Source organism: Leeuwenhoekiella sp. CH_XMU1409-2 (assembly GCF_037029365.1).
GTDB lineage: Bacteria > Bacteroidota > Bacteroidia > Flavobacteriales > Flavobacteriaceae > Leeuwenhoekiella > Leeuwenhoekiella blandensis.
Genome location: NZ_JAYMEI010000004.1, coordinates 249,765 through 275,758 on the forward strand (window position 1 = coordinate 249,765; position 25,994 = coordinate 275,758).

The 25,994-nt window shown below is 39.6% G+C and carries 19 protein-coding genes, 2 tRNA genes and 1 pseudogene; 5 read left to right on the top strand and 17 right to left on the bottom strand.

The features are described 5' to 3' along the window. Positions 1 to 9: 9 nt before the first annotated feature. The 8 genes from WA338_RS06350 to porU all read right to left on the bottom strand — a co-directional run bounded on the left by WA338_RS06350 (position 10) and on the right by porU (position 10,932). Positions 10 to 606 carry a SprT-like domain-containing protein gene (locus WA338_RS06350; protein WP_009779130.1) on the bottom strand — a complete coding sequence of 199 codons (597 nt, stop codon included), beginning with the start codon at positions 604 to 606 and terminating at the stop codon, positions 10 to 12. 3 nt (positions 607 to 609) lie between these two features. Then, a complete protein-coding gene (locus WA338_RS06355; RefSeq protein ID WP_336092727.1) occupies positions 610 to 1,296 on the bottom strand; it encodes an SDR family NAD(P)-dependent oxidoreductase in 687 nt (228 codons plus the stop codon). Further along, the gene (locus WA338_RS06360; RefSeq protein ID WP_272984590.1) at positions 1,289 to 2,341 is read right to left on the bottom strand and encodes a M28 family metallopeptidase; all 1,053 of its coding nucleotides are present in this window, start codon (positions 2,339 to 2,341) and stop codon (positions 1,289 to 1,291) included. Before WA338_RS06360 ends, WA338_RS06355 begins: the two co-directional genes overlap by 8 nt. A gap of 72 nt (positions 2,342 to 2,413) precedes the next feature. Further along, positions 2,414 to 4,093 (bottom strand): pyruvate dehydrogenase complex dihydrolipoamide acetyltransferase, encoded by a 1,680-nt coding sequence (locus WA338_RS06365; RefSeq protein WP_009779127.1) that lies wholly within the window; start codon positions 4,091 to 4,093, stop codon positions 2,414 to 2,416. Positions 4,094 to 4,097: 4 nt separating this feature from the next. Further along, positions 4,098 to 5,099, bottom strand: a complete 1,002-nt coding sequence (gene pdhA, locus WA338_RS06370; protein ID WP_009779126.1) for a pyruvate dehydrogenase (acetyl-transferring) E1 component subunit alpha — start codon at positions 5,097 to 5,099, stop codon at positions 4,098 to 4,100. Positions 5,100 to 5,332: 233 nt separating this feature from the next. After that, the gene (locus WA338_RS06375) at positions 5,333 to 5,815 is read right to left on the bottom strand and encodes a cytidine deaminase (RefSeq protein WP_009779125.1); all 483 of its coding nucleotides are present in this window, start codon (positions 5,813 to 5,815) and stop codon (positions 5,333 to 5,335) included. A gap of 8 nt (positions 5,816 to 5,823) precedes the next feature. Beyond that, positions 5,824 to 6,996: a type IX secretion system outer membrane channel protein PorV gene (gene porV, locus WA338_RS06380; RefSeq protein WP_009779124.1), complete on the bottom strand. Its 1,173-nt coding sequence runs from the start codon at positions 6,994 to 6,996 to the stop codon at positions 5,824 to 5,826. A 36-nt stretch (positions 6,997 to 7,032) separates the two neighbouring features. Continuing rightward, on the bottom strand, positions 7,033 to 10,932 hold the full coding sequence (porU, locus tag WA338_RS06385; RefSeq protein ID WP_336092732.1) for a type IX secretion system sortase PorU: 3,900 nt from the start codon (positions 10,930 to 10,932) through the stop codon (positions 7,033 to 7,035). Between the two features lie 193 nt (positions 10,933 to 11,125). On the opposite strand from porU, the gene gldJ reads away from it, so the two are divergent. Both gldJ and WA338_RS06395 read left to right on the top strand, forming a co-directional pair. Further along, on the top strand, positions 11,126 to 12,823 hold the full coding sequence (gldJ, locus tag WA338_RS06390) for a gliding motility lipoprotein GldJ (protein ID WP_009779122.1): 1,698 nt from the start codon (positions 11,126 to 11,128) through the stop codon (positions 12,821 to 12,823). 129 nt (positions 12,824 to 12,952) lie between these two features. Continuing rightward, positions 12,953 to 14,296 (top strand): UDP-N-acetylmuramoyl-tripeptide--D-alanyl-D-alanine ligase, encoded by a 1,344-nt coding sequence (locus tag WA338_RS06395; protein ID WP_009779121.1) that lies wholly within the window; start codon positions 12,953 to 12,955, stop codon positions 14,294 to 14,296. A 274-nt stretch (positions 14,297 to 14,570) separates the two neighbouring features. On the opposite strand, the gene WA338_RS06400 is transcribed toward WA338_RS06395, so the two are convergent. Further along, positions 14,571 to 14,645, bottom strand: a tRNA-Val gene (locus tag WA338_RS06400). Positions 14,646 to 14,794: 149 nt separating this feature from the next. Between WA338_RS06400 and WA338_RS06405 the strand changes: the two genes are divergently transcribed. Continuing rightward, positions 14,795 to 15,727, top strand: coding sequence for a sugar phosphate isomerase/epimerase family protein (locus WA338_RS06405; RefSeq protein WP_009779120.1), 933 nt, complete (start codon positions 14,795 to 14,797; stop codon positions 15,725 to 15,727). A 436-nt stretch (positions 15,728 to 16,163) separates the two neighbouring features. Here WA338_RS06405 and WA338_RS06410 read toward each other — a convergent pair whose 3' ends face one another. Continuing rightward, entirely contained in the window at positions 16,164 to 16,511 is a 348-nt protein-coding gene (locus tag WA338_RS06410; protein ID WP_009779119.1) for a rhodanese-like domain-containing protein, read from the bottom strand. 142 nt (positions 16,512 to 16,653) lie between these two features. Between WA338_RS06410 and WA338_RS06415 the strand changes: the two genes are divergently transcribed. Continuing rightward, on the top strand, positions 16,654 to 17,247 hold the full coding sequence (locus WA338_RS06415) for a class I SAM-dependent methyltransferase (RefSeq protein WP_009779118.1): 594 nt from the start codon (positions 16,654 to 16,656) through the stop codon (positions 17,245 to 17,247). 41 nt (positions 17,248 to 17,288) lie between these two features. On the opposite strand, the gene WA338_RS06420 is transcribed toward WA338_RS06415, so the two are convergent. From WA338_RS06420 to WA338_RS06430, 3 genes are all read right to left on the bottom strand, one after another. Next, positions 17,289 to 17,789, bottom strand: a complete 501-nt coding sequence (locus tag WA338_RS06420) for a DUF4411 family protein (RefSeq protein ID WP_009779117.1) — start codon at positions 17,787 to 17,789, stop codon at positions 17,289 to 17,291. Beyond that, positions 17,789 to 18,916 (bottom strand): ImmA/IrrE family metallo-endopeptidase, encoded by a 1,128-nt coding sequence (locus tag WA338_RS06425; RefSeq protein WP_009779116.1) that lies wholly within the window; start codon positions 18,914 to 18,916, stop codon positions 17,789 to 17,791. Before WA338_RS06425 ends, WA338_RS06420 begins: the two co-directional genes overlap by 1 nt. A 186-nt stretch (positions 18,917 to 19,102) precedes the next feature. Beyond that, positions 19,103 to 19,175, bottom strand: a tRNA-Met gene (locus WA338_RS06430). Between the two features lie 128 nt (positions 19,176 to 19,303). Between WA338_RS06430 and WA338_RS06435 the strand changes: the two genes are divergently transcribed. After that, positions 19,304 to 20,866, top strand: coding sequence for a DUF748 domain-containing protein (locus WA338_RS06435; protein WP_336092738.1), 1,563 nt, complete (start codon positions 19,304 to 19,306; stop codon positions 20,864 to 20,866). Here WA338_RS06435 and WA338_RS06440 read toward each other — a convergent pair. The 4 genes and pseudogenes from WA338_RS06440 to WA338_RS06455 all read right to left on the bottom strand — a co-directional run bounded on the left by WA338_RS06440 (position 20,863) and on the right by WA338_RS06455 (position 25,993). After that, positions 20,863 to 21,219, bottom strand: coding sequence for an STAS/SEC14 domain-containing protein (locus tag WA338_RS06440; RefSeq protein WP_009779114.1), 357 nt, complete (start codon positions 21,217 to 21,219; stop codon positions 20,863 to 20,865). The two genes, WA338_RS06435 and WA338_RS06440, sit on opposite strands and share 4 nt — an antisense overlap. Before the next feature lie 69 nt (positions 21,220 to 21,288). Further along, positions 21,289 to 21,471 carry a CPXCG motif-containing cysteine-rich protein gene (locus tag WA338_RS06445; RefSeq protein ID WP_009779113.1) on the bottom strand — a complete coding sequence of 61 codons (183 nt, stop codon included), beginning with the start codon at positions 21,469 to 21,471 and terminating at the stop codon, positions 21,289 to 21,291. A 1-nt stretch (position 21,472) separates the two neighbouring features. Further along, a complete protein-coding gene (locus WA338_RS06450) occupies positions 21,473 to 22,810 on the bottom strand; it encodes a TolC family protein (RefSeq protein ID WP_009779112.1) in 1,338 nt (445 codons plus the stop codon). Then, positions 22,797 to 25,993, bottom strand: a pseudogene (locus WA338_RS06455) (efflux RND transporter permease subunit). The gene WA338_RS06450 and the pseudogene WA338_RS06455 overlap by 14 nt, the downstream one beginning before the upstream one ends. Position 25,994 lies beyond the last annotated feature (1 nt).

Below are 25,994 nucleotides of genomic sequence, written 5' to 3' on the forward strand. Positions count from 1 at the left end.
CTGGTGTTGTTAAGTTAAAAGTTCGACCTCTGCGTTAGGTTGAAATAAATAAACTTTTCCCGTGGCGGTCTCTACACATTCATAACGTTTGATTCTACGTTCTCCTTTTTGAAAAACTTTTCCGTTATATAATTTAAAAAGACTACCCCGCGGAATTTCAAATATATAGCTTTTATCGTTGGGTGGGTCAAATTGCTTAAGCGCTAATGATAATTGCGCATCGGTATCGCTACTCGCTTTAGGGTTTTTAAAATGATTGGCGATAACCGGTAAGAGTTGCTTTGGAAAGATCTCGGGCCTAATAAATGGCAGCATTAAATTTTGAAAGGTATATTTCCATTCTTTACCGTGCGGCTTTATTCGGTTACCAAATTTCACGAAGGCTACTAAATGGGCGATCTCATGAATTAAAGTTATCAAAAAACGATAGGAATTCAAATTGGTATTCACCGTGATTTGATGTCCGCCACCAGGCAACCTTCTATAATCTCCGTGACGCGTGACACGTTCATCTACGATCTTTAGATGAACGCCAAAATTTTTGATCAACTCAAAAACAGGGTCAACCGCTTGCTCTGGTATGTATTTGCCTAAGATATTCTTCATCGTTTATGGCGTAGACGCCGAAACCTGCAAAACTTTTCCGTTATAAAATTTGTTTGCTGTCAACGCAAAATTCTTAATATATGCCGCCATTTCTTCAGCCGAAAGTGGTGCTTGGTATCCAGGAAAAGCTTCTTCTAGCATTTCGGTCTGCACAGCTCCCAACGCCAAAACATTAAAGGCAATTCCCTGTTCTTTATACTCTTCAGCAAGCAATTCGCTTAAAGTGATCACAGCACCTTTACTCGAACTGTACGCAGCTAGCCCTGCAAATTTCACGCTGCCTTGAATGCCTCCCATACTACTCACAGTAACCACGTGACCACCTGGCTTCATAAAGGGTAATATAGCCTGAGTTAAAGTCGCGACCCCAAATACATTTACAGCATATACTTGTTCAAAATCTGCTTGAGAAAGCTCCTCAAAAGGCTTATTGACCAATGCACCGGCATTGTGTATTAAAATATCTACAACGCCTTCCCATTCAGTCTTAACAAAAGCCGATATTTTATTTAAATCTTCAGCCTTAGTGATATCAAATGAAACGGAATGAACATTGTCGTCTCCTAATTCTTTCAACGGCTTCTCGTTGCGCGACAAGGCTAAAACCTGATGTCCTTCGGCAGCAAATTGTCTGGCCATTTCAAAACCAATCCCTCTACTTGTTCCTGTGATTATTATATTCTTACTCATTCCAAAGTATTTCGTGAGTCACACTGTTGGTCATTCCTTCTACTCCCGGAATCAACTGATTCACAACCTTAGCCACGTGATCAAAATTCATAGCAGCTGCCTCATCACCTACTTTATGATAATGGTCAAAGTTGGTAAAATCAAAGGTTGAAACCGTCTGCGCCGGAATTTTAAATTGCGCATAAAATGCATAATTATCGCTGCGCTTAAACAGATTGAATTGTTTTGCCTGCGGCAGAAAGCCCATTACTTTGGCCCCTGCATACCCATTAAATTTTTGGGCCATATTGCTATTCTCATATCCGGTAAGATAAACCGTATAATCTTTATCGGTCATCGGCACACCTATCATTTCTATGTTGAACATGACATACGGATTGATGCTCGTCGTTTTAAGACGTTCAGCCAAATGTGCTGATCCTAACAGCCCCAGTTCTTCCGCAGAAAAAAGCGCAAAGATAATACTACGCTTATTGGTTTTTGCCTTAGCAAAATACTTAGCCAATTCTATAACAGCTGAAGTTCCTGAAGCATTATCATTAGCTCCATTGGCAATAGTGTCTTCACCGTCAGCATTCGCCGTACCAATGTGATCATAATGTGCACCGATCACAATAAATTCCTTTTTCAAGTCAGCATCAGTTCCTTCAAGCATCCCAACCACATTGTAACCGTCGACACCTTTTGCATCAAACTTATCCCGATACGAAGTGAAGTAAGGCTTTACACCAGCTTGCTGAAATTCTTTAATAATATAGGTCGCTGCCTCTTCTATGCCATCTGTGCCTGTTTTTCTACCGGCAAGGGCGTCAGAAGCTAAAAATTCGATATGTCGTTTGATAGCTGAAGCGTCAACGTGCTTTTGAAATGCAACCGAAGCAGGATCAGGCGCTACCGTTGATTTGATGGTTTCTGCCGGCTCATTTGAGACCGTATAACCTTCTGAAGCTTCTGCGGCAGCTCCTGCATCAACTTGACGTACATCAGCAGTGCTTCCGCAGGCCAATACTGTACAATATACCAGACTTAAAAAAATTCTTTTCATACGTTCAATATAAAAAAACCCATCAAATGTTGATGGGTTTTTAAGTTATCTATTTTTAAAATGCTGCTTAAATTAAGCCAACATCAATACCGGATTCTCGATATAGGTTTTCAATGTTTGTAAAAACTGAGCACCTGTGGCACCATCAATAGTACGGTGATCACAAGCCATAGACAAGGTCATTGTGTTACCAACTACAATTTTACCATCTTTCACCACCGGCTTCTCAATGATCGATCCTACTGATAAGATCGCTGAGTTAGGCTGATTGATGATCGAAGTAAAGTTTGTAATACCAAACATTCCCAGGTTAGAAATGGTAAAGGTACTTCCTTGCATTTCTTCCGGCTTTAGTTTTTTGTTACGTGCTTTACCTGCAAGCTCTTTTACTTCAGCATTGATTTGCTGTAAAGACTTCTCATTTGCAAATTCAACAACAGGAACTACAAGTCCGTCTGGCACAGCAACTGCCACACCAATATGCACGTGATTATTTAAACGCATCTTATCGTCAAACCATTGCGAGTTTACTTGAGGATGCTGTTTTAAAGCGATAGAAACCGCTTTAATAATCATATCGTTATATGACACTTTAGTATCCGGAAGCTGGTTAAACTGACTGCGGAAAGCAATCATGTTTTCCATATCAAACTCTACATTCAAGTAGTAATGCGGTGCGGTGAATTTTGATTTACCAAGAGACTTGGCAATCGCCTTACGCATTTGAGAATTATTTACATCCTCATAGCTTTCTTCACCTGTTGCAACAAATTGCTGCACACCTGCTCCCGAAGCTGCCGGAGTATAGTTCTCAATATCTTTGCGCACTACGCGACCATTCTCTCCACTTCCCGGAACTTTTGCCAGATCAATACCCTTTTCCTCAGCCAGTTTTTTAGCCAATGGCGAAGCAAAAATACGACCATCACTAGATGAAGTATTTTTTGCCGGTTTTGATTCTTCCTTTTTAGGCGCCTCCTTTTTAGGAGCTTCTTTCTTAGCTTCTTCTTTTTTCGGAGCCTCTTTTTTAGGCTTTTCTTCTTTCTTCGGCGCTTCTTTCTTAGCTCCTCCAGATTTGAAATTGCTAATAACACCAGAAACATCAGTTCCTTCTTCACCAATGATTGCAAGTAGTGAATCAACTTTTGCAGTTTCTCCTTCTTGAATACCGATATGAAGTAAAGTTCCTTTATAAAACGACTCAAACTCCATAGTCGCTTTATCGGTTTCTATTTCTGCAAGAATATCTCCTTCATCAACGCTGTCACCTTCTTTTTTTAACCAAGATGCAACGGTTCCTTCTTCCATCGTGTCGCTAAGACGTGGCATAGTTACCACCTCAACACCTTCAGGAATTTCTGAACCAGCATCATCAGAAGTTTCTTCAGCAGCATCATCGCTTTCTTCTTCATTTGAAGCCTCAGCATCTTCTGCGCTATCATCCTCTGAAGATTCTTCTTCAGCATCAGATCCTGCATCTGCGCTTCCATCGATCAAACCAGAAATATCCTCTCCTTCTTCACCGATTATTGCAAGCAGCGCATCAACATTTGCTGTCTCACCTTCCTCGATTCCTATATGTAGTAGCGTTCCCTCATAGAATGATTCGAACTCCATCGTCGCTTTGTCCGTTTCAATCTCTGCAAGGATGTCTCCTTCTTCTACTTTATCACCTTTTTTCTTTAGCCAAGATGCAACGGTTCCTTCTTCCATTGTATCACTAAGGCGGGGCATCTTAATTACTTCTGCCATAATATTATTCTGGTTTATGTGCTAAAAATGGATAATCTTCCTGCTCGTAAACTACATCATACATAACTTCTTTCTCAGGGAAGTCACTTTCTTCAGCAAATTTCTCACACTCGGCAACACGTTTTTTAACACGCTTATCAATTGCCTTCAATTCTTCTTCTGTAGCAAATTTTTTCTCTAACAAGATATCCTTCACTTGTGTGATCGGATCGATCTTTTGATATTCTGCTACCTCATCTTTTGTTCTATACTTTTGAGCATCACTCATTGAGTGCCCTCTGTAACGATAGGTTTTCAATTCTAAGAACGTTGGCCCATCTCCACGACGGGCTCTAGCGATCGCCTCGTCAAAAGCTTCTGCCACAGCCACAGGATTCATCGCATCTACTGGTCCGCAAGGCATTTCATAACCAAGACCAAGCTTCCAGATATCCTCGTGGTTTGCCGTACGCTTTACTGAAGTCCCCATCGCATAACCGTTGTTCTCAACGCAAAATACCACCGGAAGTTTCCAGTTCATCGCCATGTTAAACGTCTCGTGCAACGAACCTTGACGCGCAGCACCGTCTCCAAAAAAGGTTAAGGTTACCGCATCGCGCTTAAAGTATTTATCACCAAAGGCAAGACCGGCTCCTAGAGGAATCTGCCCCCCTACAATACCGTGACCACCATAAAAACGATGTTCTTTAGAAAAGATGTGCATAGAACCACCTAATCCCATAGAAGTACCCGTCTTCTTTCCGTAGAGTTCAGCCATAACACGTTTAGGATCTTCTCCCATACCTATTGGCTGCACATGGTTACGGTAAGCCGTAATCATCTTATCTTTTGTAAGATCCATTGCGTGAAGGGCACCAGCGAGTATTGCCTCTTGACCATTATACAAATGCAAAAATCCTCGCACCTTTTGCTGAATATAAACTTGTGCCAGTTTATCTTCAAACTTGCGCCAGAAGGACATCTCCTCATACCAGTTTAGGTATACCTCTTTTGTGATTTCTTTCATTAAATTATAGATTTATCTATACACTTTACTCACGCTGTGAGTTTTATCAACGATTTGAGAAACCTCTTCAAATCATCATTTTGTTAAACCTACCAAGATTTTTACTCGGCATAATCGTTTCGCCTAAAAAGACGGAGAACAAAAATAGTATATTCAGGACGAAGCGTGAAAATCTTTGAAGAAAAAATTGAAGGGAATCCGCAGGGGATTTAAGCGCTAGCTAGCGCGCTATTTTACAGATATTCTTGTGTGAAAATAAACGGCAACAAATTGCTAAGCGAATCGCTTTTAAAAACCTTACCGCTAGCGCCCATAAAATAAATCACTACCGGCTGTTTTTGCTTTACTTCATACTCCGCTATAGCTTGACGACACGCACCACAAGGTGGTATTGGTGTCGTAGAAGGCTTGCGCTTTCCTGTCGCAGAGATCGCCATAACCTCAAGTTTTTCGTCGGGAAAATTGGCTCCTGCATAATAAATCGCAGTTCGCTCTGCACAAAGACCAGAAGGATAGGCAGCGTTTTCTTGATTGCTTCCTTTTACAATCTCACCATTAGAAAGCAACAAAGCAGCTCCCACGTGAAATTCTGAATAAGGTGCGTAAGCTGAATCTCGCGCCGCAAAAGCATCTTTCATAAGCTGCTGAATATCTTGAGGTAATTCTGAAAAGTCTTCATAAACCTCAAGTTCAGCTTCTATTTTAATTTTTTTCATACTGAAATTTAGTATTCTACATACTCATTACCAAAGCTGAAGGTAATCCCAAAACGAAGCGTGTTTTCTAATGGATTACGTACTTGAGTTGTAGAGAACAAATAAGAAACGTCGATATCTATTGCAGAATATTTGAATCCTAAACCAAGTGTAGCGAACTTACGAGCACCTTTTAAATCACTTTCATTAAAATACCCTGCACGCAGAGCAAACGCATCGTCATATTTATATTCTGCACCTAAAGACCAGGTCACTTCTTTAATTTCTTCACTTATTCCGTTAGGTGCATCTCCAAAAGATTGAAACATTCCTTCAAAAAAGCCAATCGCCTGATAGGCTTCTGCATCAGAACCATCGATCACCCCATCATTATTAAAATCTTGCGGAGATGGCACAAGCAACTTATTGAATTCAAGACCTACCCCTATGACATTAAACGCATCAAGAATAAAATCAAAACCACCTCCTAGACGTAGGTTGGTAGGAATGAAGTTTTCTTGACCTGCCTCATCATATCGAATTTTTGGACCTATGTTTGAAATATTGAATCCTGCTCTCCATCGCCCATTGAAATCGTCATAACTTATTTCTTCTGACTGATAAAAACCAGCGATATCTACACCTATTGATCCTGCTGCACTGGCATCTTCTTCGTTGATCTGAAGTCTCAAATTACTACGCAAATAGCGCCCGGCAACAGCCATTGAAAAACGATCTCCCAGACGCAAGGCATAAGATAGATCGAGCGTAAATTCATTCGGACTTAAAATCAGCGGATTTTCTAATTCGGCTTGCGACGGGTTACTGCTTTGAATAGACTCAATATCTCCCAAACTGAAATAACGCATGCTCCCTGCAAAAGCGCTTCGATCATTAATTCGATTATAATAGGTCACCTGACCTAAAAAAATATCATCAACAATCTGACTTAAATAAGGTGTGTAATTAAAACCCACTCCTTGTTGCTGCTCAACAAAAGCATACTTCGCAGGATTCCACTGCTGCGAATATGCATCTGGACGCGTCGCCACCCCTTGATCTCCCATTCCCGCAGAACGTGCATCTGCTGCAATCGCTAAGAAAGGAACTCCGGTAGTTATGGGTCGCCCTTCAACTTCCTGAGCTTTTAAATTTTGAAGAACTGTAAAACAAAGGCCTAAAACAAGTAATGATCTATTCATTAATACGGGGTCTTTTCACAAATATATAGATAAACCTTAGAGGATGACTAATTTCTCGAACTTTTCAACCTTCTTGTTCGTTAACGTAGATTTTACGGTAATCTTATACACATAAACACCTTTTCCTAATTTTTGACCAAAATCATCAAGTCCATCCCAAGTGATTTCTCTTGATAAAAATCCGGTAGTCGTCACCAGTTGATTGATGGTTTTAACTACCTTTCCGGAAATTGTAAAAATTTGAACCTGAACCTCCAGCGGCTCATAAGGCCGATTATGATTAAACCAAAACTCGGTATAATTCACAAAAGGATTAGGGTAATTAAGCACACGCTCAAGCTTAAGCTCTTCATCCCCCGCAACCACAAATTGTAAATCAGCCGTAGATGAATTGTTATACGTATCCCAAGCAATAACAGTTACCGTATGTAAACCAGGCTCCAAATCGCGTAAAGTTCGCAAAGCCTGCCCCAGATTGAAATTATCTACATCACTCTCATAAAAGTCATTCAGGATAATTGGATTTTCTTCATCTCCGTCTAAAATTGCGATCAAATCGTGCCCTATACCGTCTGCTGTATTAATTCCACTTTCATCTTCTAGCTTTACCAGAAGTGTAGGCGATGTATTGGTAATCCCTCCACTCACAAAATTCTCATCATTCATATAAAGATTGATAAGCGGCCCCTCGGTATCTTCAGCAGCATTTTCATTGAGTCCACCTACAAGAATTTGCTCATTAGCTCCCGCTTGATCTTCTGGCACACCATCACGTACGCTGTAAAAATTTACACGCCCATTACCTAAAGGAATAGCAACATCCCTAGGAACTACAAATTCAAAATCAAAAACACCATTAGTTACACTGGCTTGGCCGCGGTATAAAATAGCGCCTAAGGTCTTGAAGTCAAGAATCAGAAGATTTCCATTTGCATCTGTGGTACCGTCATTCCCTAAGGTTTGCTGATTGATGTACTTATCATAAACCGTTGCTGAAAGCGTACCCGAATATTGCGGAATCAACTGACCGCTTTCATCAACAACTTCTCCACTCATTTTAACACGACTCAGCGCTTTGAGTGTATCTACCGGTTGCGACAGAGGCACGTCGTTTATCGCCGTCAATCGAATATCAGGTTTTGCAAAAGCCAACTTCATCGCAGGATCACCTATATAAAAGATCACTCTTCGATTATCATCATTGATCTGGTTTTTGGTTTCCCGCAAATTTTCAGCAACACTTTTAATGGTGTTAGTCCCAAAAGAAAACAAATTAGACGCCAGTGCCTCATTAAATATGACACCCAAACGGACCGAGATCTCTCGAGTCGTCGCTACAAGACCAACCGCCCCTCCGGATTCATTCCAAAACAATTCTTCTCCGGCAGCAACCCTATTGGGATTATCAAATCGGGTAAACTCACAGGTCACTGTAACAATGAGCGGCAGTCGCTCCCCATTTGCAAGATTCTGAGCATTTTCTCGAGTAAAAATAAATTCTGAAGCCAGCGTATTCTCACCCCCGTGCCCAAGGTAAGTCATTACCAAAGCGCCAGACTCTAAAGCATCTACAATTGCCTCATTAACCTCAGGATATCGATCCCCACCTGCCGAAGATTGTTGCTGATAGCTGTCTGCGTGAATCTTTTTGACATTGATAAAGGGCTTCTCTTGCTGGATCTGATCCCCCAAAGCATCAATGGTCGACTCCAACTCTGCAAATTCCCAAGGCTGATCAACATCATCAGAAACCAACACAAAATTGTTACGCCAGCGACCAAACGAAGCCCGCGCATCATAACTAATGATTTTATCAACTGCGGTTTTGGCCAGCAATGGCGTATCGGCGAGAATTCTTCCCACAGCAATGTCCAAACGATCAGAACCGCCACTCCCTGCTGGACTGTTATTTTCGATCACCCCTTCTTCAGGATCCAAACTCCCGAAGAAATCATCACTCATATACGATTGTGATTGCGAGAAACTATAATACGTATTAAAGGTAGGGACAATATTATTGTTATTGTCAATTCGGTCTTTGTAATCAAAAGAGGTATCTCCAAACAAACAGAGATACTTTAATCTATTTTCTGATGATGAAGCGTTTTCATAAACATACCTAACCAAATTACGTATAGCGCCAATATCCTGTTTTCCTGAACTGAATTCGTTATAGATTGCATCAAGCGTAACCACTTTTACACTTAGATTTCTATAAGTTCGATTGTGCTGGGCCAGTCGCTCAGCCTGTGTGCGCAGCTCATTGGGAGTGATCATTAAATAATCTACATCTGTAAAAACACCCCCCGACTGCAATATAGTTCCTTTTATATTTTGATTTGCTACGGAAGTATTCCCGGCGTCAATTGAAGGCTCGTAGAAATCCTCAGGGTGAAGCGCGACATATTTTTTAGTCGCACTCAACACAGTGTTGAAAGTTATGGTAGCTGCAGCTTCAGTATTCTGAAAACTACTTATCTCTGAAGGACTCGCGATCTCCCAAACTTCGGTAAAAGCAGCAGCATTTTGAATCTCATAGCGCGCTATCTCATTTGCTATTTCAGGAGTAATCCCATCAAATAAAAGTTGGTTTCCAACACCGGCTAAACTGCGTGTCGCTTCAACGGCAATAAAATCTAAATAGCCTTCGCTCGATGGATTACCGTTATTATTGTATTGCAACACCACACTAATAGCATCTCCTGAAACATTGATCGCAGGGTTTGCACCAGGAAAACGATAACTGTCATAAAAGGCTTCTCGAGCCAGAACCGACTCGTTAATCGGCAGTATATTAAGATTCGTAATCGCCTGACCGTTTACATTTAACCCAAAGGAAGTGGGAGATTCTGAAATTGCTGCAGTATAAACTCTGATGTCCAGAGGCGTATTATTTACACGATTAGGAAATGTAAAATCAAAACGCTGTTCATTTTCAACATCAAAGCGCTCTCCAAACCATCGCCTACCCAAATTAAGCAGATTATACGTATCGCGCTCGTGAAATTGATAATCCTTAAATGTTGTGATGGTGCGCGCAGGAACTCCTGCCGGTTCAACCATAGGCGCTACGCGTAATCCAGGCGCACCACTCGCTGTAATAAAATAATAAGACTTATTATCATACGCGTTAACATGCGTCAGGCTTTCAGCATTGAATTGCCGTGTGCCTTCGCCATAAAAAAGAATATAGTCTTCACGGTCAAAACTTCCATCTTCTGCACCTACAACTTTTATCGCGTTTTCCTGAGGATCAAAAATGGTGTTGTCGCTATTTTTTAATGGAAGCATCGCTCCACCATCCCCGTAGATTTTCAAATGCTGCGGATTGATGTTTTGAACATCCATTCCTAAACGTTCTAAGAATTCATAATCCAACCTAAAAACTCCGGTGGTATCTATGTGAAATTTATAAAAATCTCCTGAATCCAAAATAGAATTACTACGCCCTGGTAATCGGGATTGTTGGATAGTTGGCTTTCGCTGTGCGTTATATCGAATCGAAAAACGCGTGATTCGTTTTACCGTTCCGTTTTTCTTTACAATAGGCGAAATGCTAAACTGAAAATAGGAAGCTCCTCTTATTTTTGAAAATGCTGCTATTAAATTTGGAGCATCAGGAATAAGCTCCAGCTTCAGATCTTTTAAGGCTGTAGAAGAAATAGCCTCATACACCACATCACCAAGCTGAACACTCGAAGCATCAAATACCGCCGAAACCTTCCATTTATCTGCAAATCGTAAACCTTCGCTTACCGAATAACTAAAATGTGCCTTTTCAAAACTAGGAACCATCAGCGGTTTTTCTGTAGTAGCAACATTAACCGGCGCTGACCAGCGGATCTCAACCTGCTTTTCTTGAGCATTCAGAACTGAATTGCGCACTATCAAAAACGCACACAAAAACATAAAGATTTTAAGGTAATTCGCTCTCATACAAATCAGTTCTTAAAACTAACATAAACCTTTTAAATCAGATTACTATACTAAATGGATTTGATTTTCGTTATATGCCCTGTAAACCCCAATGAATCATAACGATTAAGCGTTTGCAAAAATGAATTATTTATTGCAATTTGGGCACTTTATAGTATATTGCAGTCCCAAATCTTCTTAAGAATTTTTTCATATGAATAGGAATCTTGTGTTTAAAACGCTTGTTTTTGGCCTTTCAACGATGCTTTTAGTGAGCTGTGGCCGTAACGGCAAAGACTACAAAAACAGTTCCCGCGCCACCGGATGGAGTATAAATGACCGTGACGGAGGATTTCAAGCAAATACAGATTACAAGGAACAGGAAGCTGCGCCAGGTTTGATCTTCATTGAAGGTGGAACCTTCACTATGGGGCGTGTTCAGGACGATGTGATGCATGATTGGAACAACACACCTACCCAACAACATGTGCAGTCATTTTATATGGATGAGACAGAGGTAACCAACCTGATGTACCTCGAATATCTAGACTACTTAAAACGCGTATTCCCTCCGGAAGAAGCGAATTATAGAAACATTTATTACGGCGCTTTGCCAGATACGTTGGTATGGAGAAACCGCTTAGGTTTTAATGAAACCATGACCGAAAACTACCTAAGACACCCTGCTTATGCCCGCTATCCTGTTGTAGGTGTAAGTTGGATTCAAGCTGTAGAATTCAGTACGTGGAGAACTAACCGTTACAACGAATATGTTCTAGAGCAAGAAGGTTTTACTCAAAAAGGTGCAAAATACAATGTTGACGCACAATCAACTTTTGATACTGACACCTATCTACAAGCTCCTAGCTTAACCTATGGAGGTCAGGATGATGTAATTCGCGGAGGAAAAGCTTCAGAACGACGTGAAAAAAATAACACACCCAGACCCAACCCTAACAATCCAGGTTCTACGGGTGAAGCTAAAGACATTTATGTTCAGATGAAAGACGGTATCATTTCAACTACAAAATACCGACTTCCCACTGAAGCTGAATGGGAATATGCAGCTTTAGGTCTTGTAGGCCTTAGAGAATACAATGTTTATCGCGGAAGAAAAAAATATCCTTGGGACGGTGCTTACACAAGATCTGGTAACCGAAGAAATCGCGGCGATCAATTAGCCAACTTCAAACAAGGAGATGGTGATTATGGTGGAATCGCAGGTTGGTCTGATGACAATGCAGACATTACCGCACCTATTAAATCCTACGAACCCAACGATTATGGTCTTTATGATATGGCCGGAAACGTTTCTGAATGGGTTGCTGATGTTTATAGACCGATTGTAGATGATGAGTACAACGACTTTAACTACTATCGTGGTAACGTTTATACTAAAAATGCAATCACCGAAGACGGTACCGTAAAAGTTCTCACTACAGAAGATATTGTTTATGACACTTTAGAAAATGGTAAAATTGTAGCACGAGGTCTTCCGGGAGAAATCGCTCAGGTTCCTGTAGATGATGAGGAAACTTATTTAAGAACACAGTTCTCTGAAAGCGATAACCGAAACTTTAGAGATGGAGACAAACAATCTTCGAGATATTATCAAAGTTTTTCAGACGCCGACAGTGACAGTGATCGTATGTATGATTCACCTATTAACCGCATTAGAGAAGGGGAAGAAGGGATGATCAAAGAGTATGATAAAGAGAACGACCGCACAACCCTTGTTGATGACGAAGTACGCGTATATAAAGGAGGCTCTTGGAGAGATCGCGAGTATTGGTTAGATCCTGCACAACGTAGATATCTACCACAAACTATGGCGACTGATGATATTGGCTTTAGAAATGCGATGTCTCGTGTAGGTTCAAAATCTACAAAGAATAAAACTCCGCGTAACTAAAAGAAATATTTCATATTATTGAAACGCCCTTTGTAATTTACTCAGGGCGTTTTTTTATTGGCACCGCCTAAAGGTTTTATACCCCTAGGCTCGCCTCAAAATTGAAAATTCGTTTTTAACCAATGCCTCATGGGCATGCCGTTTTCGGCAGACAGACTTGTCCTGAGGTTGTTTACTTCTACTATGAGCATTCAAGATCTACACGCATTATTTCTTCAAAGTGACGGAATAAGCACCGATACCAGAAAAATAGAACCAAACACCTTATTCTTCGCTTTGAAAGGTGCTAACTTCAATGGGAATAGTTTTGCACAACAAGCACTGAAATCCGGTGCTTCTCATGCCGTAATTGACGAAGAAGAATACCATTTAAAAGACAAGACTATTTTAGTTGAGGATGTGCTTCAAACCCTTCAAGACTTAGCACATGCGCATAGGAAATATCTCGATATTCCGGTGCTTGCGTTAACCGGTAGCAATGGTAAAACCACCACAAAAGAACTCATCAACAGTGTACTTTCAAAAAAATTCAAAACCACCGCAACTCAAGGCAACCTCAACAATCATATAGGTGTACCTCTTACACTCTTAAGTATGAATAAAAATACCGAAATGGGTATCGTTGAAATGGGTGCAAACCACATCGGAGAAATTGCTGATTTGACGGCGATCGCAGCTCCTGACTTTGGTTACATCACCAATTTTGGCAAAGCGCATTTAGAAGGTTTTGGTAGCGTTCAAGGAGTGATCAAAGGGAAAAGCGAACTTTACGATTATCTTATCGCTCATAAAGGAACGCTCTTTTTAAATCTTGACGATCCTATTCAGGCAGAAAAGCTCGGCAGCACACACACGTTTTGCTTCAGCGCGCATCAGGAAACCGATTTAAATATTGTTTACCACACGGCACAGCCTTTTGCTAATTTTCAGTTTGATGAAATTACAGTGAACAGTAATTTAATGGGGCAATACAACACCATCAATCTTGCTGCTGCTGCAGCAATAGGTACATTCTTTAAAATTTCGGCAGAAGATATAAAAGAAGCCTTAGAAGCTTACGTACCTAAAAACAACAGGTCACAAATTATAAACAACGGAGATCAAACAATTATACTTGATGCCTATAATGCCAATCCTACAAGTATGGAAGCAGCACTACGCAATTTTGCAGGTCTAGAACGCCAAGGACCTAAAATTGCCTTCTTGGGAGATATGTTTGAATTGGGAGAAACCTCAGCGTACGAGCATCAATTTATTGCAAATCTTGCTGCCCAATTAGATATTGACCATCTCATTCTTTTAGGTTCACATTTTGAGAAGACCAATACTACAGCTTTTAAGTTTACCGATGTCAATCAGCTTAAGGAACAAAATCTTCCCGTTAGCCTTCAAAAAGCTTTAGCCGATGCTACCATCTTGATCAAAGGTTCACGCGGAATGAAACTAGAAACCTTACTCGATCTAGTACAGTAAACACATTCAGAACAAGCTTGGGAAAGTAGATATTATAGCAATGCCAAAAAAAATGAGCCTATAAAGTCCCCTAACTCTTTATAAGCTCATTCAAATCTAAATTCAACATGAATTTTATGTAATTAGCCCCACCCTTGATGGTGTTCTTTATATTACATTAGCAATTTACAAGTGATTATTGACCTATAAAATACCCGATAAAAGGTATTTTACACCAAGAGACACCAGATCAAAACAAAAAAAGCTTTCAAACGTATCTGCTTGAAAGCTTATGTGGGACATATTGGATTCGAACCAATGACTTCCACGTTGTCGACGTGACACTCTAAACCAACTGAGTTAATGTCCCAAAAATGGTGCGCAAATGTAACTTAGCTTTGACAATTATCAAATAAAAATCGACTTCTTACAGAAATTAAATATTTATCATATTTTAATGCCTAAATTGGTTATTTAATAATTTAAACAGAAAAACTTTTCATATAAATCACACAAACCATGTCAACGCACCGAATACCTAATTTCTTTTACAGAATTTTCCTCCTTTCATTTTGCACCACATTGCTACTTTCTTGTGGTGAAACGAAAAAGTCTGAAACTGACGAAACTATAACTACAACTATCGAAACCGAAGAAGTAGCAAACTTTGGTGGCTTAGCTTTATATACACTAAGAGACGCAATGGGTGAAGATCCTAAAGGAACACTAGAGACCGTTTATGATGACGGTTATGCTTACATAGAAGCTGCAGGATATGCCGATGGAAAATTTTACAATATGACTCCTCAGGATTTTAAATCATTTTTAGAGTCTATAGATATTAAACCGGTGAGTACACATCAAGGATCGGTAACCTTAGAAAATGCAGATCAAATGATCGCAGACGTTAAAGCTGCAGGTTTTGAATATTTTGTTGTGCCCGTGCCTCCTATGGGTATGTTCACTTTTGATGCCGAAGCACGTACTATGGGAATGGATGGAACAGCAAAAGAACTAACCGATATTCTTACCACTTTGGGCAAAAAATGTAAGGAGCAAGGCTTAAAACTACTTTATCACAACCACGACTTTGAGTATAAAGAAAATGCTGAAGGCATCGTACCTATTGAATATATGCTTGAAAATACAGATCCAGAATTTGTAAACTTTCAAATGGACTTATATTGGGTAACCAAAGCCGGAGCCGATCCTGTTACATATTTTGAAAAATACCCGGGACGTTTTAAACTATGGCACGTGAAAGACATGGATGATCAGGGACGCTTTGCTCCTGTTGGAGAAGGAACCATTGATTTTGCTAAAATTTTAGCCAATAAAGATAAATCAGGAATGCAATACTATTTTGTAGAGCAAGACCAGACTTTTAATCACGAGCCGCTTGAGGCGATTCAAATCAGTCATAAAGGACTTGAGGAAATAGGTTTCAACTAATCTCATTTTTATTAAATCTAAAAAACGAGCTTTTTTCGAAATAGAAGAAAGCTCGCTTTTTTAGTTATAGTGGAAGCAACCTGACCAAGAAATAGTGTTCCGCAAGCTTAACAGAAGGATTAAAAAACAAATTACATCCATCAAACACACTAGTCCAAAACGCAACATAAACCTCACAATTAATAAAATAAATCCACACTCATCCCACACTGAATCCACAGTAAGTCCACACTTTACCACAGAAACTGTGACTGAAAGTAGCTTTATTATGGCTTCAATGTAAATGCATATCGCCGTAATTAAGTGCTCTAATTACTCATCTATTAACACTTGTTACCGCTAAATACATACTTCAGATAAATTGCATCTCAAAGGATTATGATATTCTTCAGACTATTTTCTACAGAACATTTTATGCATCAATAGCTACAACCTCTTAATACGGCCAATTCATATAGCCTCCTCGCAAATCAAATACCTGTTCAAAACCAGCAGAAACAAGCATTCGCGCTGCCTGCTGACTTCTGTTTCCAGATCTGCAATAGAGATAAACCGGCTTTTGCTTGTCTAATTTATTGGCTTTTTCGTGGAATAGATTTTTCTGAAATACGTCAATATTAATCGCATTTCTAATGGCACCACCACTGAATTCTCGTGGCGTACGCACATCTACAAGTTGAACGTTCTTTTGAGTAATAGCCGCATTAAATTCGGCTGGAGCAAGTATTTTTATATTTTCTGATTTTGGAGACTGAACCCCAAAAAGCACACTAAGTATTCCCATAACACAATGATTTTAAATTATTTGTTTTAAGCAATTGTAAAAATACAGGCGGGAAATCAAAGTTTTGGTAATCATTGTTACTTAAGGCTTTAAAAAACTTCTTGCCACAAATTGTATTTTTAAACAGTTAACACACATTAGTATGAATCAACAAGAACTGCATAAAGCCATTGGCAATACCGACATTTATGTCATCGACCAAATTTTAAAACAGCGTTACTTAGCCGGACAGCACATTCTGGATGCCGGATGTGCCAGAGGTCGTAATCTGAATTGGTTTTATCAAAACAACTTTGAAATCGCGGGAATTGATATCGATAGCGATTTTATAGCAGAAGCTAAAGAGCGTTACCCCAATTCGGCATCAGCATTTCAAATAGAAAATTTAGACGCGTTGCCGTATGCAGACGCTAGCTTTGATCACATTTTATGCTGTGCGGTATTGCATTTTGCAGAAGACGAAAACCAGTTTACGGCAATGTTTAGCGAATTGATTCGAGTTTTGAAACCTGAGGGAAGTTTGTTGATCAGGATGGCTTCAGATATTGGGTTAGACGGAAATGCTCCTGTTATAAAATATAAAGTCACCGGACAAAAAGGTACCTATTACCTAACGCGCGATCGTATTTCTAAACTTTTAGAAGAATTTCCTATCGAATTGCTGGAACCGGTAAAATCCACCAATGTGCAGGATGAACGGTCGATGACTACCTTACTCATTAGAAAAACACCCTAATATTATTGTATAAGAATTCAATTTAGACGCATTAAAAAAGGCTAAAAGGTTTCTCCCAAATCTCTTAGCATGTCCATTGTCGGCATATAGCGAACATTAAAATGGTTACACGGTTCTGGAATCTTAATTTTATTTCTGCGTTGAGGCTGACTAACTTCTTGAGTTACTATTATTCTGTTGCTATGATCGGCTAATGAAAAAGCTACAAGAAATGCATCAGCCTCATCTGCACCCAAAAATTCATTAAGGGCATTAGGTAAATAATGGGAAGAATGAGAAACGGCCCAATTGGAAACCTGGCTATATTCAAGAATTACAGAATCTGTACTTTTGAAAAAATCTTCCGGTAAATTAGCAGAACACCAGGCCTCCAAATCATCGTTTCGATCAAAAATTTCGTTTTTGACTTTATCTATGCTGATTATTGATCCTTTTTCCGCCAATTCTTTCACTTTATTCCAAAAGCTATGCGCTACATCTAGGGGATAATATGCCCTATGAGCGTTAATGAAAAAATTACTATCAACTACGTATACTTTCATTAAAGATGTTCAGTAAAAAAAGTCTTAAAGGTATCTCCTTTCAAACTTGTAAGTTTATATGCATCTCTATAAAGTAACTGGCCTGTATTTACAGCATTATTAATATGAGCTGCAAAAGTTGGACTTAATCTTTTTTTAGTAGTTAAATAAAAATTGCCTCCAGACTTCCTATTTTCATTTTTTACATACTCTCTATTTTTATATTCATTATAAAATTCAAAAAACTCTGCCTTACTTATTTTATTCGTATCTAATGCTCTCCTAGCGATTACAATTTCACTGACTTTAAAATACTTGGATGCACTCTTTATTACTGGATTATGTTGCCAGAACAAATTAAATGCTCTTTCCGGCACAAGAAACTCAGCAGCAACTTTATCACATAATATCTCTATTGGATCATCTGCCGGAAGTAATTTTCCGATATCAAATCCTGCACTAGCCCCTACCCAAACATGTGCCAACTCGTGCACAATTGTAAACATCTGTGCTGCTTTAGAATCGCCATTGTTAATAAACATAAACGGCGCGTAATCATCAATTAAAATAAAACCTCTACATTCTTCTACAGGTATCTTTCTATAAACATTGTTCTCAACAATTCCATTAAACACAACTATAATCCCACAATCCTCTATATGCTCAACAAGTTTATTCAAAGATTCTTCCCAAGTACCATAATTGCTCGCCCAAGTTTCGGAAAGATTAAGAGTTTTACGAATATCATCGACAATTGTCCTTTCATCGAAAACATCCTCATACTTTCCAACAAAGTCTAATTTATCGTAATTATTCTCTTGAAGATAATTACTAAGCCAATCCTGTCTTTGCTCCATAAGCAATACAGTATCGTAAATATTCAGATTTATTTGATCGCTTTCCGGTGAATTTGTTCTAAAAAAAGGAATAGGTAAATTTTCGATTGGCGGCTCGGCAAGAAATAGGTATCCAAAAGGAATATGAACCTTTTTGGAAAAAGCCTCTAACTGCTTAACAGTTGGATTTTTTTCACCATTAATCCACTTTGTTAAGTTTGGAAACTTTTCGGAAAATTCGTTCAAATCAAAACCAGCTCGAGCCACTGCCCAAGTCAACATATCTGGTTCGATATTCACCTCTGTTCCCATACTGCTAAGATAACTTTTCTAATTAATTATGCTCATTTCATACACTGGCCAAAAGCCCTTTTCACCCAACAGCATAATTACCAATTGTTTAGATACAATTAAAGATAAAGATCTTGTCAAATTTGTAACACTTTTTTCCTTAAACGACAAAACCCTCAGTGCTTACTGAGGGTTTTATATATCTAGTAGCGGGAACTGGACTCGAACCAGTGACCTTCGGGTTATGAGCCCGACGAGCTACCTACTGCTCTATCCCGCGATATTGGACGGCAAATATACAACCCTTTTTCTGTTCTCACAAGCCCCTTTTTGATATTTTTTTATTCTTTTAGAATATTATCGTTTCAATAACATTTAGTAGCCTGAGTATTAGATATCTTTAGCAGGATGAAAAAATTTTTAATTGGCCTTTTAATATTTATAGTGCTGCTGGGAGCAGCTGCTTTATACCTCAACACCTATCTGGAAAATCAACTAAGAGATATCATCCAGACCAAACTACCTTCTTCCTTAGCTATCGAATATGAGGAATTAGACATCGATAGTTGGCAAGGAAATGCAAGCCTAAAAAATGCAACGGTACGCATTAATATTTCTGACAGTGTCCCCAAAAGCGAAGTGAAAAATGCAACAGTTAACCTGAAAGGTTTTAAGCATTGGCGCTATTTTAAAAGCAAAGACATCTACTTTAATCAAGTAAGTATTGAAGCCGATACGCTAACGCATTATAAGCAGTCCTCAGCTGAACCTAAAAAACAAACCAATTCAGACAGCCTAGATAACCCATTAACCGAAGAAAAACTAGATCGAAAGTTTAAAATCAAAGATTTTGACCTCAAGGCGGCTTATATTCAAATCTTAAAACCTCGATCAAGCGAAGTCGCTTTACACACCGCTCATTTTTCTCTTGACCTTAAAAACGTCACGCCGGCAGAATCGCAACGTATTTTACGCCCTTTTGAATATGAAAGTGTATTGATTAAAACCGACTCGATCTATTACAAAACAAATGCCTATGACGCACTTAAGATAAATCATCTTGAATGGAACGGCTCTTCTTTAAGCCTAAACGAAACCCAGTTAGTTACCGAAGTTTCCCGAAGCAGACTGTCTGAGTTGATTTCTAAGGAAAGAGACCATATGAATTTCACGATTAAAAAGGTTGACATCTCTAATCTAACCTACGGGCAAAATGACGACAAGTTCTTCTTTAAAGCGCCAAAACTAACTTTAGAAGAACCTTTTTTAGATATCTATCGCGATAAGCGTGTCGCTGATGACAATAGCAAAAAAGCTTTGTATTCAAAAATGCTGCGTGAGCTAAAGTTTGACTTGATGATAGATACGATTGCACTCAAAAATGGAGGCATCACGTATACCGAACGTGTAAATAATCAAGAGCAGGCCGGTAAATTGTATTTTGACAACCTGAATGCGACCATAACAAACGTAGGTAACACTTACAAAAAAGGTGAAAAGAAGACTAAAATTGACCTTAATGCCCGGTTTATGAAAAGCGCACCCTTTTCTGTAGATTGGGATTTTGACGTTCAAGACGCGCAGGATAAATTTAGATTTGTAGGAACACTTTCTAACTTACCTGCAAAACAACTACAAGCATTTACAGGTCCTAATCTGGGTGTTGAAATGACCGGAAGCGTAGCCCGCACTTATTTTACCATTTACGGTAACAACTACAGTTCGCACATCGATATGCAGATGACTTATGATGATTTTAAAGTGAGTATTCTCAATCAAGAGAAAGGAAAGAAAAAATGGCTGGTTTCAACTTTGGCTAATATTTTCATTTCCAAAACCAGCAAGAATGATGAAGGTGGTTTTAAAGAAGGTTCTGGAGACGTTAACAGAAATCAAACCAAGTCCTTTTTTAATTATCTATGGCTCAATTTAAAAGATGGAATGTTGAAAACCGTTACGGCATTAGATTAATCTGAAGCGATCCAGGCAATTGCCTCTGTGCGCCGGTCGGTCGTAAAATTGCGCATATCTTTTCCTATAACCGCTTTATTGAAGTTGGCGATCATATGAATCCATTTGCGATTGGTTACCATCGCTATTTTATTGAGTTGGTTTTTGTGCTGCATGGGGAAAATACCGGCGATAAACACAGCATCTAGCGTAAAACGGTCAATATTGTTATCTTCAAGGTAAAGGTTGATGCTGTCGTGTTTCTCAAGTTTTTTCAGAATCGCACCTTTCAATTCCTGAACAGCTTTATAGTCCATCGTGCCTTCTACGATGTAACCTATTGAATTTTCAGATAAACTAAAATCTAGAAGCACTTGATATTTTTTAAATCAACTCTCGAATTATTGCGATTCTATTGCAGCATACGCCTTTAAAGTTAAGGTTTATTGCTCAATACTTGAGGCTTGAAATTGCGTCAGCACCGCATCTTCATAAGCAACAGTGAGCTCAATAGGGTTACAGCACACCTCACAATCTTCAACATATACCTGATAGCGTACCGAAGTATCCAGCAGCATCGAGATCTCCTCCCAGCAATAAGGACATTGAAAAAAGTGTTCTTCCATCTTAAAATTCGATATTAAGCAACTGGCCTATTTGCTGCAAAAGCTGAAGCTCTGCAAACTTCGCTTCGTACTTCGCCAGGTTTTTGTTGGTTTGCGCATTGATGAGATTGATCTGCGCCTGCCTAAACTCTATCGAAGTGATTTGCCCCAGATTGAAGCGCTCTTTTGAACGTTCAAAGTTGTTTTTATTGGTGATCACATTTTGCTCTTGAATTTCAAAAACGTCGACAAGATTCTCATAATTACCGAGTGCATTTGCAATGTCGCGCTCCACCTCAAGTTCAATTTGTTGCTTCAATAATTCTTGATTATCCTTGGCTATTTTTGCATTCTTAAACTGCGTTATGCTAGTACCACCGTCAAAAAGATTCCAGCGTAAGCTTAATCCGCCTTGCCATCCTGTAGTTTGCCGTGTACTACCGCCAAAGAAAGCAGAAGCCGGAGAGATCGACTCATTCCAACCATAAGAGCCCGAAAGTCCCACCGTAGGTAAAAAACGCGCCTTAGAAGATTGTATATCATATTCGCTCAGCGTGATTGCTGATTCGCTTTGTAAGATGCGCACATTATTTTCCTGAGCGAGATCAATATAAGACTCCAATTGAATTTTTGGAATAAACGTCACATTGGTATCTACTGCAAATCCTGCTTGCAAATTTCTGGCGAGCACCACATTAAGATCGCGCTTTGTGTTTTGCAAAAGTTGGCGGGTGTTCATCAAATTAATACTGTCATTGGTCACATCAACTTCAGCATTAAGCACCTCTAGCTTTGTGTTTTGGCCGTAATCAAACTGATATCCGGCTCGTTTAACTCTATTTCTCGAGATCTCAAGCGTTTGCTCTAGGATCTCAACATTTTCGGTAAGACGTGCAACCTCATAATACACAGAGAATAATTGTAAAACCGTATTCTCTATAGTTTCTCTTGCCTCTAATTTTGAAAGGTTGTAATTCTCTTTTAGACTTTTATAATTGTACAATCTTCCTAAACCATCAAAAAGGGTATACTCCAGATTTAATGAAGCATTGTAACTTTCTGATCTGGCATCATTCAATTCAAAAGATTGTCCATCGTCCCTATCTGTCTGTTGATCTTGAACACTGTAATTTGCGCCGGCAAGACCAAAGATGCTAGGCAAGTAATTAGAATTCAATAAATCTGCATTATTTTCTGCGATTTCCACCGTATTACCGGCAACAGCAATATTGTAATTATTCTCCAGAGTAAGTGCGATCGCCTCAGACTTGGAGAGCACTTCTTCCTGAGCTGTAGCGCAAAAAGGCAGCATCAGCACAAATACACCGACTACTAAAAATTGTATACTAGTGAGCTTCATCTTCTTCTTTTAATTCTTTAATTGCGCGCTCAACATCTTCACGAGAAGGCTCCTTACCAGTTTTTACCCAAGCTGCTTTGGTTTTAATGGTATTGGAAATTGATAAAAGCAACGGCAACATCAATAAAGTAAGTATTGTCGCTATCCCAATTCCGTAAGAAATAGAGATCGCCATAGGCTTTAAAAACTGCGCCTGTCTACTCTTTTCAAGCAATAATGGAGCAAGACCTGCAATGGTTGTGATACTCGTTAAGAAAATTGCTCTAAAACGCGATTTACCGGCATCCATAAGTGCTTCTTCAAACTTAACTCCTGCTTTTAACGATCCGTTTAATTTACCTATAAGCACCAGTCCGTCGTTAACCATAATACCAATTAATGCAATAATCCCTAATGCTGAAAGTACGTTGATTGGGAACCCGTGAAAATAATGCCCCCAGGCGACACCAATAATGCTGAAAGGAATCATAAACAACAGTAAAAACGGCTGACTATAACTACGGAAGGTAAAAGCGATGGTCGCGTAGATCAGGAACAAAATCACCCAAACCACCTTATTTGCAGAACTGCTTAATTTTTCAGCTTCTCGATTTTGACCTTCATAAGAGACTGAAAGTGTTTGATATTTTGATAAAATATCTGGCATAATATTCTGCTGAATATCGGCCATAATATCGGTTACACTTCCGTTAGGATCTGCCATATCTGCGTTGACTTGAATCTCACGCTGTCCTTCTAAATGACTTATAGATTCGTCTCCACGTGAAATGGTATAAGTTGCAATTTCGCGCAGCGGAATTCGATCTCCTGAAGGCGTAACGATGCGCATATCATCAAGATCGTTTAGGCTGCTACGGTCGCTGCGATCATAGCGCACCCAAACTCGAATCTCATCTTGTCCACGCTGAAAACGTTGCGCCTGTGTACCAAAAAATCCGCTACGCACTTGCGCCATCACACTGTTCAGGTTAAGACCTAAGGAATATGCGGTTTCTTTCAGCTCAATTTGAATTTCTTTTATTCCTTCAGGATCGGTATCTACAACATCTCGTAGTAAAATATTATCTTCTAGTTTGGCTCTTAACTCTTCTTTAGCAGCTTCTAATTCTTCGGTATTATTACCCAATAAAGAAATAGAGATCGGACTTCCACCAAAATTACCACCAGAACCAAACGTGAGGCGTTCTACACCAAAAACTCCACCAACTTCATCTCGTATCGCATTGGTGATTTCTGGCGAGGAAAAATCCCTAAACTCTCCCGGCAGGAGGTTGATACGTAAAGAAGCCTTGTTATTCCCTGGACCTACGCGCTTGATGATGTTTTCAATAACCTGCATTTCATCGGTTTGACGCGAAGTGAAATCTTCATTCACTACCCAGGCCGCATCTTCTACCATAGTGATTATACTATCGGTACGCTCAGGGTTTGTTCCTTCCGGCATCAGCAATTCAATAGAAACCGTATCACTAGCCACGTTGGGGAATATAGTTACGCCTACCACGCTACCCATTATAGAACTTATCGTAAGTACAAAAAGCGCTAAAAGCACACATAGCGAAAGCAATTGATTTTTTAATACAAACTTGAGTGTTGGCGTATATAGCTTATCCCGCATGTAAGACATGAATTGATCACCCTTTTCATTAAAAAAGCGCAGTTTATATAAGAATTTATCAATGCCCGTTTTGGAGGCAACAGCTTCATCAGACTCATTCACCAAGGCTTTACTATGTGCAATATGCGCCGGCAAAATGATCAAGGCTTCTACCAGCGAAACCACCAAAGTAAGAATCACCACCGTGGAGACTTCGCCAAAGAATTCTCCTATTCTACTGTCTAAAAACAAGAAAGTTGAAAAGGCCAGAACCGTTGTATGATTGCAGAGATAATTGGCGGAATAACTTCCATCGTACCATCAATTGCGGCACGAATTGGCGTTTTTCCCATCTCATAATGCTGATAAATATTCTCTGAGATCACGATACCGTCGTCTACCAGAATACCTATCACGATGATCATCCCAAAAAGGGAAAGCACGTTTATCGTAACACCAAAGCCTCCTGCAAATATGAACATTCCTAAAAACGCTACCGGAATCCCCGCAGCTACCCAAAATGCCAATCGCGTATTTAAGAAGAAAGACAAAAAGAGTAATACCAGTAAGATACCTTCTGCTCCATTTACCACTAACAACTGCGTACGCTGCTCTAAACGTATCGAAGAATCTGAAGTAATATCGATCTGAACGGCATCATAACGCTTATTAAAGTCTTCTATATAATCTTTAACCTTAGCTGCGGTAGGTAATAGATCTTCGTTATTGGTATTGCTAATTTCTACGTTTACTGCAAGATTCCCATTAAAGTAGGATGCGTTAGGCGTTTCAGAAAAACGATCTCTTATTACCGCCACATCGCTTAAGCGTATAAGCGAACCATCAGGGTTTGCACGAACAATTAGATTGGTAAGTTCTTTACCATAATACGCGCGGTTATTTGCGCGTATGAGATAATCCTCGGTTTCGGTTTTAATATTTCCACCGGTGGTGAGAATATTGGCTCTGGATACGGCTTGTGCAACTTCCTGAAAGGTTAGACCATAAGCAAGCAGGTCGTTTTCACGTACTGCAATTTCTATTTCCTCTTCAGGGAAACCGGTAATTTCAATTTGAGAGATCCCGTCCATTGCCCGAAGATCATATTCAATAGACCGCGCGATTTGCTTCAGCGTGGCAAGATCTAAGGTTTCGCCACTTATCGCAAAACTGATGGTTTGTCTAATGGCTTCCTGCTTGGCCACCACGAGCGGTTCCATACCGGTAGGAAAGCTGGGAACGCGATCGACCGCATTTTTAACTTCGGCAAGAATCACGTTGATATCCTCTCCTTGTTCAATCTCTACTGTTACGCTTCCGCCGTTTTCGCGTGAAGTTGAAGTCACACGTTCTATCCCAACGAGGCCTTTGAGGTTGTCTTCAATTTTTAGGATCACCCCTTCTTCAATTTCCTGAGGTGCAGCACCCGGATAAGCAACACTTATGGTAATGATTTGTGAGTCTATAAGTGGAAAGAACGACGAACGCATTCTTAGAATACCAATGATCCCAAAAATGACGAAAGCCAGTATCACCACATTTACGGCAACACTATACTTAATGAAGTAGCTTATAATTTTTTTCATA

What these genes read in the sequence shown, in the direction of transcription:
- WA338_RS06350 (WP_009779130.1), bottom strand. Translation starts at nt 606, where the DNA reads ATGAAGAATATCTTAGGCAAATACATACCAGAGCAAGCGGTTGACCCT.
- WA338_RS06355 (WP_336092727.1), bottom strand. Translation starts at nt 1,296, where the DNA reads ATGAGTAAGAATATAATAATCACAGGAACAAGTAGAGGGATTGGTTTT.
- WA338_RS06360 (WP_272984590.1), bottom strand. Translation starts at nt 2,341, where the DNA reads ATGAAAAGAATTTTTTTAAGTCTGGTATATTGTACAGTATTGGCCTGC.
- WA338_RS06365 (WP_009779127.1), bottom strand. Translation starts at nt 4,093, where the DNA reads ATGGCAGAAGTAATTAAGATGCCCCGCCTTAGTGATACAATGGAAGAA.
- pdhA (WP_009779126.1), bottom strand. Translation starts at nt 5,099, where the DNA reads ATGAAAGAAATCACAAAAGAGGTATACCTAAACTGGTATGAGGAGATG.
- WA338_RS06375 (WP_009779125.1), bottom strand. Translation starts at nt 5,815, where the DNA reads ATGAAAAAAATTAAAATAGAAGCTGAACTTGAGGTTTATGAAGACTTT.
- porV (WP_009779124.1), bottom strand. Translation starts at nt 6,996, where the DNA reads ATGAATAGATCATTACTTGTTTTAGGCCTTTGTTTTACAGTTCTTCAA.
- porU (WP_336092732.1), bottom strand. Translation starts at nt 10,932, where the DNA reads ATGAGAGCGAATTACCTTAAAATCTTTATGTTTTTGTGTGCGTTTTTG.
- gldJ (WP_009779122.1), top strand. Translation starts at nt 11,126, where the DNA reads ATGAATAGGAATCTTGTGTTTAAAACGCTTGTTTTTGGCCTTTCAACG.
- WA338_RS06395 (WP_009779121.1), top strand. Translation starts at nt 12,953, where the DNA reads ATGGGCATGCCGTTTTCGGCAGACAGACTTGTCCTGAGGTTGTTTACT.
- WA338_RS06405 (WP_009779120.1), top strand. Translation starts at nt 14,795, where the DNA reads ATGTCAACGCACCGAATACCTAATTTCTTTTACAGAATTTTCCTCCTT.
- WA338_RS06410 (WP_009779119.1), bottom strand. Translation starts at nt 16,511, where the DNA reads ATGGGAATACTTAGTGTGCTTTTTGGGGTTCAGTCTCCAAAATCAGAA.
- WA338_RS06415 (WP_009779118.1), top strand. Translation starts at nt 16,654, where the DNA reads ATGAATCAACAAGAACTGCATAAAGCCATTGGCAATACCGACATTTAT.
- WA338_RS06420 (WP_009779117.1), bottom strand. Translation starts at nt 17,789, where the DNA reads ATGAAAGTATACGTAGTTGATAGTAATTTTTTCATTAACGCTCATAGG.
- WA338_RS06425 (WP_009779116.1), bottom strand. Translation starts at nt 18,916, where the DNA reads ATGGGAACAGAGGTGAATATCGAACCAGATATGTTGACTTGGGCAGTG.
- WA338_RS06435 (WP_336092738.1), top strand. Translation starts at nt 19,304, where the DNA reads ATGAAAAAATTTTTAATTGGCCTTTTAATATTTATAGTGCTGCTGGGA.
- WA338_RS06445 (WP_009779113.1), bottom strand. Translation starts at nt 21,471, where the DNA reads ATGGAAGAACACTTTTTTCAATGTCCTTATTGCTGGGAGGAGATCTCG.
- WA338_RS06450 (WP_009779112.1), bottom strand. Translation starts at nt 22,810, where the DNA reads ATGAAGCTCACTAGTATACAATTTTTAGTAGTCGGTGTATTTGTGCTG.